This is a genomic window from Oceanobacillus iheyensis HTE831, assembly GCF_000011245.1.
In the GTDB taxonomy this organism is placed as follows: Bacteria; Bacillota; Bacilli; order Bacillales; family Amphibacillaceae; genus Oceanobacillus; species Oceanobacillus iheyensis.
On the sequence record NC_004193.1, the window covers coordinates 3561598 to 3577373 of the forward strand.

Sequence of the window (15776 nt, forward strand, 5' to 3'; positions counted from 1 at the left end):
ATTTTCCTCCTTCCCTATACATCCATTTACTTATTCCATATTTTCGGCTTCTAAAACTTTATTCATTTGTTCAGATACCTTTTCTAAAGCTTCATCTATTGTTTGTTCACCTAAGAATGCGCTTTGTATTTCTTTCGTCTCAACATCTTGCCATTCTGCTACATTCTTAGATATTGGGTAAAGCACACCAATATCATGCGCATCTAAAAATACTTGCAAATCTATAGAAGGTATAGAATCTAACCAAATTTGACTCGCTTCTTTATGTGCAGGAGTGGAAAATCCTGTCTCTGCCATAGTTGTAATTCCTTCTTCACCAGATAAGCTTTTAATTAATTCCCATGATAGCTCTTTATTATCCGATTTTGAGTTCATAGCCCACCCGATACCATGTATAACAGAACCCTCTTCCTTACCTGCTGGCAGAGGTGCAACACCTAAGTCATCTCCAAGTTCTTTATGGAACTCCGCTGCATGTACAGATATCTCCGGTAACATAGCTACTCTCTCAGAAATAAACATTTGTGTTGCCTTTGTTTCGATTTGATTTTGAACAGTTGGTGAAATCCCCTTATCTATTAAATTTTGTAAGAATGTAAAAGCTTCTTTAGCCTCCGGTGTATTGAACCCAGACTGCGTTTTATCTTCGTTGATTATATAGCCACCCGCTTGAGGGATTATATTATAATAACCTTGTTGGTTTTCTGTAATTCTTGCTACGTAACCATGGATATTCTCTTCCTTATTTGTTAACTCTTCGCCATACATTTCTATATCTTCCCAAGTCCAAGAATCATCAGGATACGGTACACCTGCCTCATCAAATAATTTCTTGTTGTAGAATAACCCAATAGAATCTACAAAATATGGAGCTGCATACAATTCATCTTCAAAAGAGTACAGATCTAAAACGGTTTCATAATAGTTTTCTTTTGCAAACTGCGGGTCATCATCAATATATGTTTCTAAATTTTCAATTAAATTAGAATCCACGTATTCATAAAAGTTAGGACCATTCATCCAAAAAATATCTGGACCACTTCCTCCACCTAAGCTTGTTCTTAGTTTTGTCCAATATTCAGCAAAAGGAGTATATGTTACTTTAACTTCAATGTCTGGATTTTCTTTTTTAAATGCTTCTATGGATGCATCTACCGCTTCACTAGCGTTTTCATCCCATAGTGCTATTTCCAATGTGTTTTTATCTTTACCACTTGAAGAATTACTACATGCCACCAAGGAGAAACCAACCATTAACAATACAATTAGAATAGTTAATTTTTTCATGATATACCTCCAAAATTTTATTATGTTTCCTGAATTCATTATCTTTTACCCATTCTTACAATTGAAATCGAAAACGTCCCTGTAAAATTACAGAAGCAGCCCCTAATAAATCAAAATCAGGTCCTAATGAAGTACTTTGGAAGTTAACATCTTCCCTAATAATAGGTAATAATCTTTTCTTTACCTCCTCCTGTAATTGATCTATAAACACCTGATTTCCATGAATAATAGCTCCACTTAAAATAATTAATTCAGGACTTAGCGTATGAATAGCATTAACAATAGTGATAGATAGATAATTAACCATATCGTCCATTATTTCCTTACATAACTCGTCATTTTCACGAATAGCCAAAACAAACATGTCTGGTGTTATCTTAGTAAAGTCATTTCCAATATAATTTTTAATTAACGTATCACGTCCTTTAGTAATTATTGCTGATACAATTCGAGAATGAATGGAAGGCCAATTTACATAATTCTCTACACATCCACTATTTCCACACTTGCATTTAATCCCCCCTGGAACGACTGTTGTATGTCCTATCTCACCAGCACTTCCCTTGTAACCCTTATAAATACTGTCATTAATCATAATTCCTGAACCAATACCATCTCCAATCGTTAAAAATAAAATACTATTGTAATGATTATAAGAACCAAAATAACTCTCAGCAGATACAAACGCATTAACATCATTTTCAAGAAATGTTGGTAAACCAATGGTGGATTCAACCATCTTCTTAAGAGGGATATTATATAAGCCAAGATGTGAATTATATGAAATGCACCCTTCTTCCGAATTCACAATTCCTGGTGTAATAATAGAGACACCTTCACAATAGTCCAAATTAACCTTCTCATTTTTGATAAAAGTTTTTAAAGTCTCTATTACAAGCTTAATAATATCTTCACCTTGTTCATTATTAGTTATCTCTACACTCTTTTTTTTAACCTTTCCTTCTAAATTCATTTCTGCAATTTTTATTTTCGAATTTGTGATAGATACTCCTATAATAGAATGTGTATCAGGATTAAAACGGAGTAATACTGGTTTTCTACCGCCATTTGAATTCCCAACACCATCTTCATATACTATCTTTCCTTCGATTAATTCGCTAACAGCAGTGGTAACAGTAGTAGGGCTAATCGTTAGTTTTTTTGCTATATCACTTCTTGAAATAGGACCTTTCTTTCTAATCGTATCTAAAATTAATGACCTATTTAATTCTTGTATCAATTTTAAATTCCCTGTTCTAGACACAATATTTAACCTCTTTTTAAACTTTATTTTTTGGTTGAAATTAGTTTTAAAAATATTGAAGCGTATCATTTTATAATTTGTAACTTATCCGTATTATTTATGTTTTTCTCTAAAAACTAACCAAAATTTAGCACTTACTTTGTCCAGTGACTTTATTAAGTATGATATTATATTCTTACTTTTTTGTAAATATTAAATTGTTAAAAAATTAATAATTGATAGTTTTTTACTAGTGTCTTTTTCAAACAAAAATAACAGGCGACCTTAAGTCACCTGTCATTTTTGTTATCATTTTTAATTATTCGCTTCATACGACTCGATAATTTCATAAGCTTCATTTAAAGCTGCTTCTAACTCCCCAACATACTCCACTAAATACGTAATATCACTATACAATAATTCATTATCACTAACGAGATAACTATTCTCTTCCTCTAACGTTAGCAACGTTTCTTCCAGACCACTGTTTTCACCCTCGAGAAGATTTACTTTCTCTTCTAACGCTTTATTCTCTTCTTGCAATGACGTATTCTTCTCTTCTAATGCTTCTAATTCTGAAGAGTCGTCCATCACGAAAAATGTAATCCCAAAAGCTGCTACAACCGTTACCACGAACCAGATCCAAATGTTTTTGTAAAACGGTTGCTTTGCGTTTTCTGTCTTCGCCATTCGCCCTACTCCTTTATCACATAATAGCTCAACCATATTAACTAATGTATGTAATAGGAAAACAAATCCGTGCTTAATTCATAATATTCTGATTATAATTATAAGGTTGTTTGCAATTTTCATAGCCAACTTATGGATAATTAGCTACAATAAAATTAGATTTATTCAAAAAAATGATATTTTTATGAAGGATGATTCGATGACAGATACGAACATTACTAAGATTGCACACCTAAAAACACTCGTCCTGAACGAGAAAATAGAACAATCGGTTGCTTTTGCAGAAGAAGCAATAACTTCCCAACCTAATAGCCCAATTGGTTATGTATTAAAAGCTTTACACCACTACTACATAAATGAACAAGAAGAAGCGCTATCCTGGGCTAATCAAGCATATGAATTAGCTCCAGAAAGTGAGGAAGCTTTAACAATTGCGCTTGCTTTTTACCATGAGACTGAACTACAACAAGCAAAATGGAAGAACCTCACCAAAACCGCCATTCAGCTTTACCCAAGCAATGATTATTTTCATTTTATGCATGCGCTCATTCATTTAAATGTGGATTTTCATCAATCGAAAAAGTCTTATCAAGAAGCCATTCGTTTGAATCCGGATAACGCTGAATACTACGCTTATTACGCATATATGCTTTACTTTTTAAAAGAGAATAAAGAAGCACAGGAACACGAAGAGATAGCATTAAAAAAGGAACCAAATAACCCTGCTTTTTTAAACCGATTTGCACTCATCGCCTATGACAGGAGAAAATATAAAAAAGCACAGAGATTAATCAACAAAGCAAGACAACTGGATCCAGAAAACACTGTAATTCGAACCTCATTCAAAAAGATTCACCCAACAGAGAATGCGGTAGTTCGAGCCAAGCGAGAAATCAACAATGTGATTCAGAATACTTTTGCTACTCCCGCTGTGTGGTTATGGAGAAATGTTTTTAAAGAAAATATCTCTGTAATGCTTATATCTTTTCTTCTTTTTGTTACGGAATTCGTGTTACTCGGCGTTTTAACAGGTCGATATGGGCTGGCTCTTGTTGCTATCTACCTTCTATGGGGTTATATCAGTCAACAAATAGCAAGAGCGAAACTCTCCAAAGCCGGGTTTACCATGGCAGAATTAACCCTGTTATGGGGACGAGCACGAACTCAGAGTAATATATTTGCTGATAGTAGTGCAAAGTTACAACCAATGCTACCAATCACTGACTTGGAAAACGTGCTGTTCAATTTATGGAATTCCGATAACGACGAGGACACTATAAAATTAGAGGTAGCTACTCTAGATACAGCATCCCAGGAAATAGCATCCACTTCTGCCGTAGGAAATCAAGAAGTAGCTGCAACAACACTAACTTCAGAGAAAGAACACGCACCTTGGCCAACTGCACTACTCATCCTATTGCTAGCTGCTGCGATTTTGCTGCAATTTGGACCATTATTCTAGAACTCAGAACATGTAACATTTAGAATGTGCGTAGAATATTCCATCTACAGAGCAGTTCTATTCACCAAATATTTATCTTTTCTCCTGTATTTTGGTTTAGAGAACTGTTCTATTCACCAAATATTACTCTTTTCTTCTGATTTATGGTTTAGAGAAGCGCTCTATTAACCAATTATTGCGCTTTTCTCCTGATTCATGGTTTAGAGAAGCGCTCTATTAACCAATTATTGCGCTTTTCTCCTGATTCATGGTTTAGAGAAGCGCTCTATTAACCAATTATCGCGCTTTTCTCCTGATTCATGGTTTAGAGAAGCGCTCTATTAACCAATTATCGCTCTTTTCTTCTATTTTTTGGTTTAGAGAGCAGTTCCAATATAAAAAAGGATGGGGTTAATCATCCCCATCCTGCCATTCAATTCGATTCATAAAGTCTTCTGCTGCGCTATATCCTTGCTGTTGTAGGTACCAATTATTTGCTGCTGCTTCAATCAATCCAGCTACGTCACGACCTGGTTGCAGCTGAATTTCAATGCTTGGCACAGATACACCCATGTAATCTCGGTACTGTGTTTCGAACTCCAACTCATTATGTAGCGAATCCTTTTCCCACTTTGACAGCTTTATATCAAGCGATATACGTGTTTCATCTTGGAATGCTCTACTACCATACGCTCGGACTACATTTAATAAACCAACACTTCGTAACGCTAGAAACTCCTTGTTTTTATCATTATGCGTCCCTAGAATCGTTTTATGGCTTAACCGTTTTAGTACAACGATATCATCTGCTACTAAACGATGCCCACGTCCAAGTAATGTATGAGCAAGTTCACTTTTTCCAACACCAGATTCTCCACGAATCAGAATACCGATCCCTAACACATTCATACAAACCCCGTGAACGGCAATTTCTGGTGCAAGTTTTCTAGTAAGGTAGTGATCGACTTTTGCCATAAAATCAACCGTTGCTTCTTTCGTTCGTAACAGCGGTATTTGTTCTGCATGACAATATTTCTTCAAATAAGTAAGCCCATCTTGATCCGAGGTTACGATAAAGCAAGGTGGATGATAATTTACTACATTCCCAATCCGGATATCTCGTTCTTGTTCATTTAGCTGATGGAGGTAGTTAATTTCCTTTTTGCCTAATATCTGCACCCGCTCCATTGGAAAGAAATCGAAATAACCGATAAACTCTAGCCCCGGTCGATGTGTGCGAGATTTTGTAATTGTCCGCTCTCGATGATCCTCTCCCGCTAACACCTCTAAATTAAATTCTTCTACTAGTTGTTGTACTTGAATGGATTTCACTCCGTTGCACTCCTCTACGTTCCTAATGCTCTCCTTTCATTATAACGAATTGAAGGGGAAAGATACAGGAAAGGAGCTGTAAACTGGTTCACTCTAGTGACTACCTACTTCCCACACAAAGGGATTATTCATCGTTGACCAATCTATTCCCATCTCTTCCTTAGTCAACAAGCATTCATCTAGTTCTCTAATAATTACTTCTTTAGGCAAATCTACGCCGATGAATACAAGGTTGGTTTTCCGATCACCGTATAACTCATCCCAATCCTCTCGTAAATTTGGATTGTTTCTCAAAACACGGTCTTTTTCTCGCTTTGTTAAAGCGTCCACCCAGTAGGATATTGGCTCTATAGATACGGATGGTCCTGCTTGAGAAAGTAGAAGTGCTAAATCATTTCTCGTTGCACACCAAGAAATTCCCTTTGCACGTACGACAGCCATAGGCATCTGACTAATCCAATTATAAAAACGTTCCGAATGAAAAGGAACTCTCCTGCTATACACAAAAGAATTAATACCATACTCTTCTGTTTCTGGAGTATGCTCTTCTGGACCAGCCATTAATTCTTTTAACCAACCTGCAGATTGACTTGCCCTTTCAAAACTAAAAAGATTCGTATTTAGTATTTCTTCTGGATTAATTTCACTATAGTTTGTTTGAATAATTTTGGCATCTGGCTGTAATGTTTGTATTACTCTAGTCAATGATTCTAGCTGTTCTTCACTCACCATGTCACATTTATTGATCATTAAAACGTCACAAAACTCAATTTGATCGATAAGCAAGTCTGCTAGATTTCTTTCATCTAATTCTCCTACTGCTTGTTTACGGTCAAGCAATTTATCCCCTGATTCATAATCATGCCAGAATCGATACGCATCTACCACCGTCACCATCGTATCTAAACGACAGAAATTCGTAAGATCAATACCCATTTCCTTATCAATGTAAGAAAATGTTTGAGCAACCGGGATTGGTTCACTAATTCCTGATGATTCAATAACGATATAGTCAATGTCTCCATTTTTTGCGATTTTTTCCACTTCAATGAGCAAATCTTCTCTTAGCGTACAGCAAATGCATCCATTAGACATCTCAACTAGATTCTCTTCCGTTCGGGAGAAATTACCTCCTGTTTCCACAAGATCTGCATCGATATTAACTTCACTCATATCATTGACAATGACAGCTACTTTAAGATTATCCCTATTATTTAAAATATGATTTAATAATGTAGTCTTTCCTGCACCTAAATATCCACTTAACACAGTAACTGGGATTTTTCTTTTCATATTTTTCTCCTTTGATTTTCAAATTTTAATAGCCCATTAGATGGATTTGCGTCTCTCTAAAAAACGTAATCATTACGATTAAAACACTAAAAAAATACTTCACTTTATAAATTTTTTCTAACTAAAAGCCGGCAATGGATCGATCAATTTATTCCAATCGGATTCCATTTCCGAATCGGTTAATAAGCATGAATCTAGCTCTTTCATAATTGCTTGTTTATCCATCTTTATCCCAATAAAAACTAGGTCATTCATTCTGTCCCCGTGCTTACTATCCCAGTACTCTAAAAGGTTAGGATCTTCCTTAATTAATGACTTTTGCTCTTCTTTTGGATATGTGGCAACCCAATTTCCCGCTCCTTGAATAGAGAGTGAAGAGCCAGCTTGTGAGAGTAATCCGGTAACATTATTCCTTGAAGCTAACCAGAAAAATCCCTTTGCTCGAATAATCGTATTCGGCCAATTATTCAACCATTCATTCCATCTTTGTGGATGGAAAGGTCTATTACGGCGATACACAAACGAACTTATCCCATATTCCTCTGTTTCTGGAATATGTTCCTCATTTAACTCTTTTATCCAACCAGCCCCTTGGCTAGCTTTTTCAAAATCAAACAACCTCGTATGAAGTATAGATTCCAATGGTACGACACCGTACTCCGATTGAATTATTTGTGCCTCAGGATTTAACTGGTGAAGTACTGCCATTAATTCTTCCATGTGTATCGTATCAATTAAATCTACTTTATTTACTATGATTACATTTGCAAATTCGATTTGATCGATGAGTAAATCAATTACTTCTCTTTCATCATTTTCATTTACTTCTTGGTTACGATCTAGCAAACTGTCTCCAGAGCCATAATCATCCCAAAAGCGATTTGCGTCCACGACCGTTGCCATCGTAACCAAGCAACAATGATCACTAAGGTTAATTTTCAATTCTTCGTCCTCATAAATAAAACTTTGTGCAACTGGAATTGGTTCTGAAATACCAGAAGATTCTATAACGATATAATCGATATCCAGTTTAGCAAGATTATCTACTTCCTGTATCAAATCTTCTCTTAACGTACAGCAGATACAACCATTCTGTAACGCTACTAGCTTTTCTTCCGTTCTACTGAATCCGCCCATCTTCACCATACTTGCATCGATATTTACTTCACTCATATCATTTACGATGACAGCTATTTTTAGGTATTGTTTATTATTTAATATATAATTCAGCAGTGTTGTTTTCCCAGCGCCTAAATATCCGCTCAACACCGTGACTGGTACTCTCTTAGACAATTGGTTTACCTCCTATGCAGTTTGTACGATTCTTTCGGTAGCTTTTCTCGCTCCGGCAATATTACGTGAAACTGGCCCTATCTCAAGCTCTGCTAAAGCTCCAGCAACAAACAGACCGTTTTTCCACTCTAATGTTTTGGAGACGATTGGAAATCCACAAGGAGCACAAGGTAAACCTAAATGGTCGATGACATCTTTCAACCATTCTCTTCCTGGTAATGTAGATTCAGGTCCCGTAGATAATAAAACTGCATCTCCACATAGCACTTCATCTTGACTCATCGTCAGTTGGATCCCTTGATCTTCTAATTTTGCAGAGACAATCTCTCCATTATAAACATGCAATTTCCCGGCTTTTATTTGTTTTTTAACATTTAAATAGATATCCTTCGTAATAGAACCGCGATATCTAGCCTCTTGAATCACTTCACGCCTTTTTCTATAATTCGTTAATTTATCAAAGCTGGTTAAGAACTTGGGACCAAGCCAGCCTGGATCACTATCAAAGCGGTGGATACGAAATGGATGACGTTTTATTAAAGTAACCGAATGAACATCTTTTTGTGTTGACAAATTGGAAGCTAGTTGAGCAGCTGTCATACCACCGCCAACAACGATTAAACTCCCACTGTTAGGAAAGTCTTCTTTCCATTCAAATATATGATTCATACGCTCGTTGTCTTTTAATTCTTGCGCCCAAGGAGGAAAGTGTGGTGTATTATTCACTCCTATGGCTAAGATTACTCGCTCTCCATAGAAAACATGGCCATCTTGTACACTGACTCCCCAACCATCCTTATGCTTAACAAGCTTATTCACATCACCCTGTTTCCAGCAGTCTCTCACTCCTGATTCATTCACCAGATGTAAACTATGGTCATTAAATAGATCTAGACGAGGCCGCCCATATTTTCCTTTAAAAGGTTGTGTGAAATCATGTTCCTTTGCAAACTTCTTCAAGCTATATGGATCCGCTTCTAGATGATGTACTACAGGTGATCTTAAATACTGCATACCAATTTTACTTGTGATTCGTTGCCACATTTCTAACGGCTCAGCGTGTGGGTCAATAATAACCAACTCTTCTGTTGTTACTTTGTTCTCTAAAAGTAGACGAGAGGCTACAGAGCACCCCTGTACACCTCCGCCAATAATAATCCATTTATACATAAAACAGGAGCCTCTCCTTCTTTCTACATTACCAACTTGATTTCTTTACGCCCGGAATTTGTCCTTTATGCGCATATTCTCTAAAAGCAATTCTAGACATTTTAAACTGTCTCATATATCCTCTAGGTCTTCCTGTCACTTCGCATCTACCAGTTAACCGAGTCGGAGAAGAATCACGAGGTAATTTTCTTATTGCCTCATAGTCACCTTTTGCTTTTAACTCCCTGCGAAGTTCCGCATACTTTTCGACCATCTGTTGTCTCTTTCTCTCTTTTGCTATTTTTGATTTTTTAGCCATTCTTCTATCACCTTTCTTAATTTAAATTTAGATTTTCTTTATCCATATAGATTGCACTTGTAGTAGTGCTTTGTTGAGAAATGAGGTTTATCAACCCTTCTTTTCCAGCGCAAGGATTCGGGCAGACGGATTTAAATGCGATTGCCCAAAAACCTCACCATTCCTGATGCTCCCGCTCCAACGATTAGAACATCATAGTGTTTAACCATCTTATTCCTTCTTTCTACATCGTAACGATTACGATTAAACTTTTAAAATTTTTTACCTTGAAATACATTTATGAAATTGCTCCTTCAATTTTTGCTTGTTTAAGTCTTTCCCGATAAATACGATCTCGCTTCTTGGTGACATATCTCCCCATTCGGCTTGTTCTTCTGCTGCAAACAACATATGAACACCTTGAAAAATATATTTTCTCCTTTTTCCATTGATATATAAAATACCTTTGTAACGGTATAAACTTTCTCCAAGTATTTGAACTAGATAAGAGAACCACAGATTTAGTTTTTCCAAATCTAGAGGTTTTGTTTCTATTAACGATAAAGAAGTCACGTTATCATGATGGTGATGGGTATCATGTAAAAACGTTGGACTTATTCGTAATTTATCCTTTAAATCAAATGAATAGAGATTGAACACTTTATTTATATCAATATTACTTTTTGTTGTTTCATATATATTAGCGAACGGATTTATCTTTGTTATTCTCTCTTTCAGCTTTTCTAACTGTTCACTAGAAATTAGATCAATCTTATTTAACAAGATATTATCTGAAAATGCTATTTGGCTAAGTGATTCATCTTTCTGATCTAAATGCATGGAAATATGCTTACTATCCACAATCGTACAGACACTATCTATGTCGTACGATTCAATCATTTTGGGATCCATTAGGAATGTCTGGACAATCGGTGCCGGATCTGCTAAGCCAGTTGTTTCTATAAGTACTCTATCGAATTCAATCATTCCTTGTTCTCTTGTAAATAAAAGCATCGATAATGTGTCTATTAAATCTTTGCGTACATTACAGCATATACAACCTTTATTGATTTCAATAATCTCTTCTTTTGTCTTTTCTATTAACTGATCATCAATACCTATATCACCATATTCGTTTACGATTATAGCCAATTTTTCACTTGTTTGGTGAAGAATGTGGTTTAAAAAACTTGTTTTACCTGCACCTAAATATCCCGTCACTATAGTAACTGGCGTCCTTGCATCGTTCTCCATGTTTTCAAATTCTCCTCTAAATGAATTATTAAATATCCGTAATCATTACGAATAAAAACTCAAAAAATATGAACCCCTTAGGAAAGTTCAACTTTAGTATTCCGTACTTAGTGGATATATTTTCTTATAATTCACTTTTCCAATAAAGAAATGTTTTCCTTGTTTCTAGTTTACTTGTTATTTTTTCTTCAATATCACTTAACTGCTCCAATAAATCTTCTAACGTCACACCCAACTTCTTTGCAATTCTTTTATGAGGAGAATATGTTGAAACCAAATTTAGCAGTTGTTCATAAGTTTCTGCCTCTTGAATCAAAATATCTTCTATTTCTATAAATGCTTGATAAATATGTCTCTCTCTTTTTGGTAATTCATCAATTATGTTGGAAAGCAAAGCTTCATCTACATGTTTATACACGATAACACTCCTTAACCCAAAACGTAATCATTACGATTTATAAACCACTATATCATTGTATTATTCTTTTTACAAGAAAATAACCACATATTTTTAAAAGGTTTAAAGAAGAAGGATTTACGTTCATCTTTTTTTATGCCAATATATACTGTATACAGCAAGAAAACGAGGAGTACTCGCATGAAAAAAATCACGTACCTTATTCTTTTTATCATTAGCATCGCCATCATGATCAGTATGTCATTTATTCCAGCATTACAAACTGTTACCACAAATGGTGGATCATACTTAGGCATTCCTGCATTTTGGTTAGTCATCTATGCAGATGGAAGTTTTGGATTCCAATGGGCAGGATTTTTACTAAACATCCTCGTTATATATGTCATCGTCCTCATTGTCGCGAAGGTTTATCAACTGTTTTACCGATTCATAACGACTTCATAAATTTAGAGGAGAAAAACAAATGGATAATGACCAACATCAACCGGAAAAACAAAGAGAAAAATTAAGACAAGAAGAGTTAAAGCATCCTGCCAGCAGTTCACAAGGCAGTAACCTAGCCGATCTCGTCGGTGGTATGGGATGGAAAGGTACGTTAATTCTCCTTCTTACTCTTATCCTTATTGCTGTCGTTGTTTCGGTATTTTAAAAGCAATACAATCCTAACAAAAAGGAGAATGCCATTTGCAAAAATTTTATTTGTTTGCATCGATTGTATTTTTATTCCTCGGTTTTTCGCATATCCTATTAAGCTCGGTTTATATTGATATATTTTCAATTGTTACGTTTGGTCAAAAAGGGGAAGTAGGAATAATCATACCAGTTATTTATACTGTTATTAGTCTTCTTTTTGCTCTCTTTTTAAAAAAAGGAATAGCAAATTGGGTGATGATTCTTTTAAGTTCATTTGCTTTGATCGTTAATCTTTTATTTGTATTTATCGCCATTTATGGCTTTCAAGAACCTTAAAATGAAGAACCCAATTAACAATACTATAAAAAAAAGAATAGCAACTGTGATAGTTACTATTCTCTACATATCTATTTAATAATCTGTACGCGACTGATATATCTAGAATCAACTTCTAAGATGTGGAAGGTTAGATTTTCTCTCTCTAACACATCTCCTTCTTTTGGAAACTCTGTAAAGTGCGTTAATAAATACGCAGCTAGTACATCTTCATCCTCCGGAATGTCTGTATCAAACGCATTATTCAGTTGATGCAGTGTGATTTTTCCATCACATATAATTTGCGTATCGGTTAGTTTCTCAATTAATGCATCTTCTTTTTCATCCATCTCATCTTCTATTTCTAAACCAATCATCGTTTCAATAATATCTTCATGCGTAACAATACCTTCCGTACCACCATATTCATCTAACACAATTGCCATATGCTTCTTTTCTTGTGTCATTTTACGGAATACCCATTCAATATTATTAAATTCATATATATAAAGCGGATCGGTATCGCTAAAGTTTGAGAAAGGCTGTCCCTTATCATCGGTCCAAGCAATTAAATATTTGGAATGGAACACACCGATAATATCATCAATATCTTCATCATAGACGGGGTATCTCGTAAAGGGATTTGCTAGTACCAGTTCTTTTACCTCATCGTATGTAGCCGTATTTTCTAATGCAACAATCTCTACTCTTGGTGTTTTTAATACGTCTTTAACATTTAAGTTGTAAAAATCCAGTGCTCCACGAATACGTGAACTTTCTTCTTTACGAAATGTTCCTTCTGAATCAGCAATATCGACAATCGCTCGAAGCTCTTCTTTCGATACAGACTCAGTCTCTACTTGTCCTTTAGAAAGTAGGTTCGTGATAAAACCTGTCAGTCTATTTAATAAAAAGGTGATTGGTTTTAAAACTGTCACTACTAATCGAATAATTGGATATACAATACTTGCCATTTGATTCGGAAAACTTGCCGCAATTGACTTTGGAATAACTTCAGAGCATATGATGATGGTTATCGTCAAAATAGCCGAAGCCAATCCTACATTAAAACCATACTGCACGGCCATCATCGTTACCAATGTTGGTAACACAATGTTAGCAATGTTATTTCCTATTAAAATAGCCGTGATAAACTCACTCGGCTTCGATACTAAATTCAGCATTTTTTCCGCTTTTTTATCACCATTATTCGCTTTTGATTGTAATTTCATTTTATTTGTCGCCGTTAATGCGGTTTCACTTCCTGAGAAGAAAGCAGAGACAAATAATAAAAATATGATCGCAATGATCACGAGTTAATTCCTCCCAATTCCATTTTGAATGTTAATACTATCATAACGGAGATGTATACATATATGCTATTATAATGAATTCATATAGTACCTTTTTTTATATTATTTTCTTAAATTGTCAAATTTAACCCTATTTGATGTTTGATACGGACTTATAGCGTTAATATACATACTAAGAACGTTAAAAAGCAGGTGTATTAAATTGAATAAAGAGCAAGACCTACAAGAGAAAATTGATTTACTTGAGAGACGTATGGATCATGCTTCTGAAAGCAAGTTAAATCATAATCAGTTCATGAAATTATCGAAAGAAAAAGATAAGCTTATGAATGAATTAGCACAACTTAAACAAGCAGAATTAGAAGGACGCGTATTGTATTAACGCGTCCTCTTTTTAATAGAACCTAGTTTGCTTATGATATTAAAAAGTTCCTCCACTTTGAAGGAACTTTTTTCATACCTTACTAACCACGTTTATTTCTCCATTCTTACCATGAAATTAAGTTAACCAAATAAGTTATTAATAAATACGCGAACAACATCAATTCCGCCGATAAACGTTCCAAGTGAGCTACCTAAATTGGCTAGAACAACAACAAGTAAAATTCGTGTTACCTTGTTTTGCCAAAATCCTTTTACTGAGTGGACATCGTCGGATAATTGATCAAAATCCCCAACATTTGGTCGCTTAATATAAGCTTGAACAAATCCGGCAAACCAGCCGGCAGCAAGCAATGGATTCAAGGATGTAATTGGAGCAGCGACAAATGCAGTTAGGATTGCCAACGGATGGGCAAACGCCGCTGCTGCACCGATTGCAGAGAGTGATCCATTCCATAAGGTCCAGCTCAACGTTTGTTGCCAACCAGCTTGTGGATTCACCATAAAGGTATAAGCAATAATTGCGATAATCGCAATCGGAATCGACCATCCTATGATTTTTGGAACCTTCGACTTTTTCGGTCGCTCCGTTAATTTGTTCAAGTCATGTTCCTTTTCAATTTCCTTTGTTATTCCAGGAACATGAGCCGCTCCTAGTACAGCTACTACTTTTTCTCCAGGAGCTTCTTTTATTTTTTGCGACAGGTATTGGTCACGCTCATCAATTAAAGGCTTCTTCAAATCCGGGAAATATTCAGTAAATTCCTTGAGCATAGCATTTATCGTATCTTGTTGCTTCATTTTTTCCATTTCTTGCTCGCTAATCTCTTCTTTACTAAAAATACTACCTACGACTTGCATCATTAACATTGCTTTTCCTTTCAGATTAATATTTCCCCAAATACGTGCAAATGTAATCTGAATATCACGATCGGCTAATACTAATTTTGCATGATGTTCTTTTGCTGATTCAATTCCTTGAATCATTTCCTCCCCAGGACGAATGCCAAATTGTTTTGCCATCCTTTTTTGAAAAGAAGAGATGGCTAAGTTCATCAATAACATGACCGCTTTTTTATCTTTAATAACTTGGAAAATATCTGTATCCTTCCACTTGTTACCTTCCATCACGGATTGATAACGTTGTGCATCAAGCTCGATACACACCGCATCCGGCTGCTCTTCATCAATGACTGCTTTTACCTGTTCAGCACTGTTTTTTGAAACATGCGCTGTTCCAATTAAAATATACTCTTTGTTTCCGCTATGTATCCTTGTAATGGTTTCTTCCGACATGGTAGGACCTTCCTTATCTAATATAAAATAGAGAGAATCGTTTTTTCATTCGTTTTTTGAATAATTCCTGCTTGCACCTGATTTTCTAAATTTAGCATGTAGGTTCACTTTCATTATGATTAACCTTTTTGTTCCACTTC

17 protein-coding genes are annotated in these 15776 nt (G+C 35.4%); 5 read left to right on the forward strand and 12 right to left on the reverse strand.

The features are described 5' to 3' along the window. Positions 1 to 30 precede the first annotated feature (30 nt). From OB_RS17445 to OB_RS17455, 3 genes are all read right to left on the reverse strand, one after another. Positions 31 to 1287 carry a sugar ABC transporter substrate-binding protein gene (locus tag OB_RS17445; protein ID WP_011067822.1) on the reverse strand — a complete coding sequence of 419 codons (1257 nt, stop codon included), beginning with the start codon at positions 1285 to 1287 and terminating at the stop codon, positions 31 to 33. Between the two features lie 55 nt (positions 1288 to 1342). Then, positions 1343 to 2551 carry an ROK family transcriptional regulator gene (locus OB_RS17450; protein WP_011067823.1) on the reverse strand — a complete coding sequence of 403 codons (1209 nt, stop codon included), beginning with the start codon at positions 2549 to 2551 and terminating at the stop codon, positions 1343 to 1345. Positions 2552 to 2845: 294 nt separating this feature from the next. Further along, the gene (locus OB_RS17455; protein ID WP_011067824.1) at positions 2846 to 3220 is read right to left on the reverse strand and encodes a bZIP transcription factor; all 375 of its coding nucleotides are present in this window, start codon (positions 3218 to 3220) and stop codon (positions 2846 to 2848) included. A 199-nt stretch (positions 3221 to 3419) separates the two neighbouring features. Here OB_RS17455 and OB_RS17460 point away from each other — a divergent pair, with 199 nt between their 5' ends. Beyond that, a complete protein-coding gene (locus OB_RS17460; protein WP_011067825.1) occupies positions 3420 to 4682 on the forward strand; it encodes a tetratricopeptide repeat protein in 1263 nt (420 codons plus the stop codon). A 390-nt stretch (positions 4683 to 5072) separates the two neighbouring features. Here the strand turns inward: OB_RS17460 and hprK are convergent, their stop codons facing one another. The 7 genes from hprK to OB_RS17495 form a co-directional block, all read right to left on the reverse strand. Continuing rightward, positions 5073 to 5993 (reverse strand): HPr(Ser) kinase/phosphatase, encoded by a 921-nt coding sequence (gene hprK / locus OB_RS17465; RefSeq protein WP_011067826.1) that lies wholly within the window; start codon positions 5991 to 5993, stop codon positions 5073 to 5075. Between the two features lie 93 nt (positions 5994 to 6086). Then, positions 6087 to 7286 carry a GTP-binding protein gene (locus OB_RS17470; protein ID WP_011067827.1) on the reverse strand — a complete coding sequence of 400 codons (1200 nt, stop codon included), beginning with the start codon at positions 7284 to 7286 and terminating at the stop codon, positions 6087 to 6089. 117 nt (positions 7287 to 7403) lie between these two features. Further along, complete coding sequence (locus OB_RS17475; RefSeq protein WP_011067828.1) at positions 7404 to 8579, reverse strand: GTP-binding protein; 1176 nt, start codon at positions 8577 to 8579, stop codon at positions 7404 to 7406. Positions 8580 to 8591: 12 nt separating this feature from the next. Beyond that, on the reverse strand, positions 8592 to 9749 hold the full coding sequence (locus OB_RS17480) for an FAD/NAD(P)-binding protein (protein ID WP_011067829.1): 1158 nt from the start codon (positions 9747 to 9749) through the stop codon (positions 8592 to 8594). 28 nt (positions 9750 to 9777) lie between these two features. Continuing rightward, a complete protein-coding gene (gene rpsN / locus OB_RS17485; protein WP_011067830.1) occupies positions 9778 to 10047 on the reverse strand; it encodes a 30S ribosomal protein S14 in 270 nt (89 codons plus the stop codon). Between the two features lie 261 nt (positions 10048 to 10308). Beyond that, positions 10309 to 11280 (reverse strand): CobW family GTP-binding protein, encoded by a 972-nt coding sequence (locus OB_RS17490; protein WP_011067831.1) that lies wholly within the window; start codon positions 11278 to 11280, stop codon positions 10309 to 10311. Between the two features lie 124 nt (positions 11281 to 11404). Next, positions 11405 to 11698, reverse strand: a complete 294-nt coding sequence (locus OB_RS17495) for a hypothetical protein (RefSeq protein WP_011067832.1) — start codon at positions 11696 to 11698, stop codon at positions 11405 to 11407. 180 nt (positions 11699 to 11878) lie between these two features. Between OB_RS17495 and OB_RS17500 the strand changes: the two genes are divergently transcribed. From OB_RS17500 to OB_RS17510, 3 genes are read left to right on the forward strand one after another with little or no spacing between them, the layout of a single operon-like run. Next, positions 11879 to 12142 (forward strand): hypothetical protein, encoded by a 264-nt coding sequence (locus OB_RS17500; protein WP_011067833.1) that lies wholly within the window; start codon positions 11879 to 11881, stop codon positions 12140 to 12142. A 19-nt stretch (positions 12143 to 12161) separates the two neighbouring features. Next, the gene (locus tag OB_RS17505; protein ID WP_011067834.1) at positions 12162 to 12347 is read left to right on the forward strand and encodes a DUF6366 family protein; all 186 of its coding nucleotides are present in this window, start codon (positions 12162 to 12164) and stop codon (positions 12345 to 12347) included. Positions 12348 to 12382: 35 nt separating this feature from the next. Beyond that, positions 12383 to 12667 (forward strand): hypothetical protein, encoded by a 285-nt coding sequence (locus OB_RS17510; protein ID WP_011067835.1) that lies wholly within the window; start codon positions 12383 to 12385, stop codon positions 12665 to 12667. A 71-nt stretch (positions 12668 to 12738) separates the two neighbouring features. Here OB_RS17510 and OB_RS17515 read toward each other — a convergent pair whose 3' ends face one another. Further along, entirely contained in the window at positions 12739 to 13959 is a 1221-nt protein-coding gene (locus OB_RS17515; RefSeq protein ID WP_011067836.1) for a hemolysin family protein, read from the reverse strand. A 202-nt stretch (positions 13960 to 14161) separates the two neighbouring features. Here OB_RS17515 and OB_RS17520 point away from each other — a divergent pair, with 202 nt between their 5' ends. Next, entirely contained in the window at positions 14162 to 14341 is a 180-nt protein-coding gene (locus OB_RS17520) for a hypothetical protein (protein WP_011067837.1), read from the forward strand. Between the two features lie 122 nt (positions 14342 to 14463). Here the strand turns inward: OB_RS17520 and OB_RS17525 are convergent, their stop codons facing one another. Further along, positions 14464 to 15636, reverse strand: a complete 1173-nt coding sequence (locus OB_RS17525; RefSeq protein ID WP_011067838.1) for a TraB/GumN family protein — start codon at positions 15634 to 15636, stop codon at positions 14464 to 14466. Positions 15637 to 15776 lie beyond the last annotated feature (140 nt).

Bases quoted from the DNA above. Each gene is read 5' to 3' on its own strand.
- OB_RS17445 (WP_011067822.1), bottom strand. From the start codon at position 1,287: ATGAAAAAATTAACTATTCTAATTGTATTGTTAATGGTTGGTTTCTCC.
- OB_RS17455 (WP_011067824.1), bottom strand. From the start codon at position 3,220: ATGGCGAAGACAGAAAACGCAAAGCAACCGTTTTACAAAAACATTTGG.
- OB_RS17460 (WP_011067825.1), top strand. From the start codon at position 3,420: ATGACAGATACGAACATTACTAAGATTGCACACCTAAAAACACTCGTC.
- OB_RS17470 (WP_011067827.1), bottom strand. From the start codon at position 7,286: ATGAAAAGAAAAATCCCAGTTACTGTGTTAAGTGGATATTTAGGTGCA.
- OB_RS17480 (WP_011067829.1), bottom strand. From the start codon at position 9,749: ATGTATAAATGGATTATTATTGGCGGAGGTGTACAGGGGTGCTCTGTA.
- rpsN (WP_011067830.1), bottom strand. From the start codon at position 10,047: ATGGCTAAAAAATCAAAAATAGCAAAAGAGAGAAAGAGACAACAGATG.
- OB_RS17490 (WP_011067831.1), bottom strand. From the start codon at position 11,280: ATGGAGAACGATGCAAGGACGCCAGTTACTATAGTGACGGGATATTTA.
- OB_RS17500 (WP_011067833.1), top strand. From the start codon at position 11,879: ATGAAAAAAATCACGTACCTTATTCTTTTTATCATTAGCATCGCCATC.
- OB_RS17505 (WP_011067834.1), top strand. From the start codon at position 12,162: ATGGATAATGACCAACATCAACCGGAAAAACAAAGAGAAAAATTAAGA.
- OB_RS17525 (WP_011067838.1), bottom strand. From the start codon at position 15,636: ATGTCGGAAGAAACCATTACAAGGATACATAGCGGAAACAAAGAGTAT.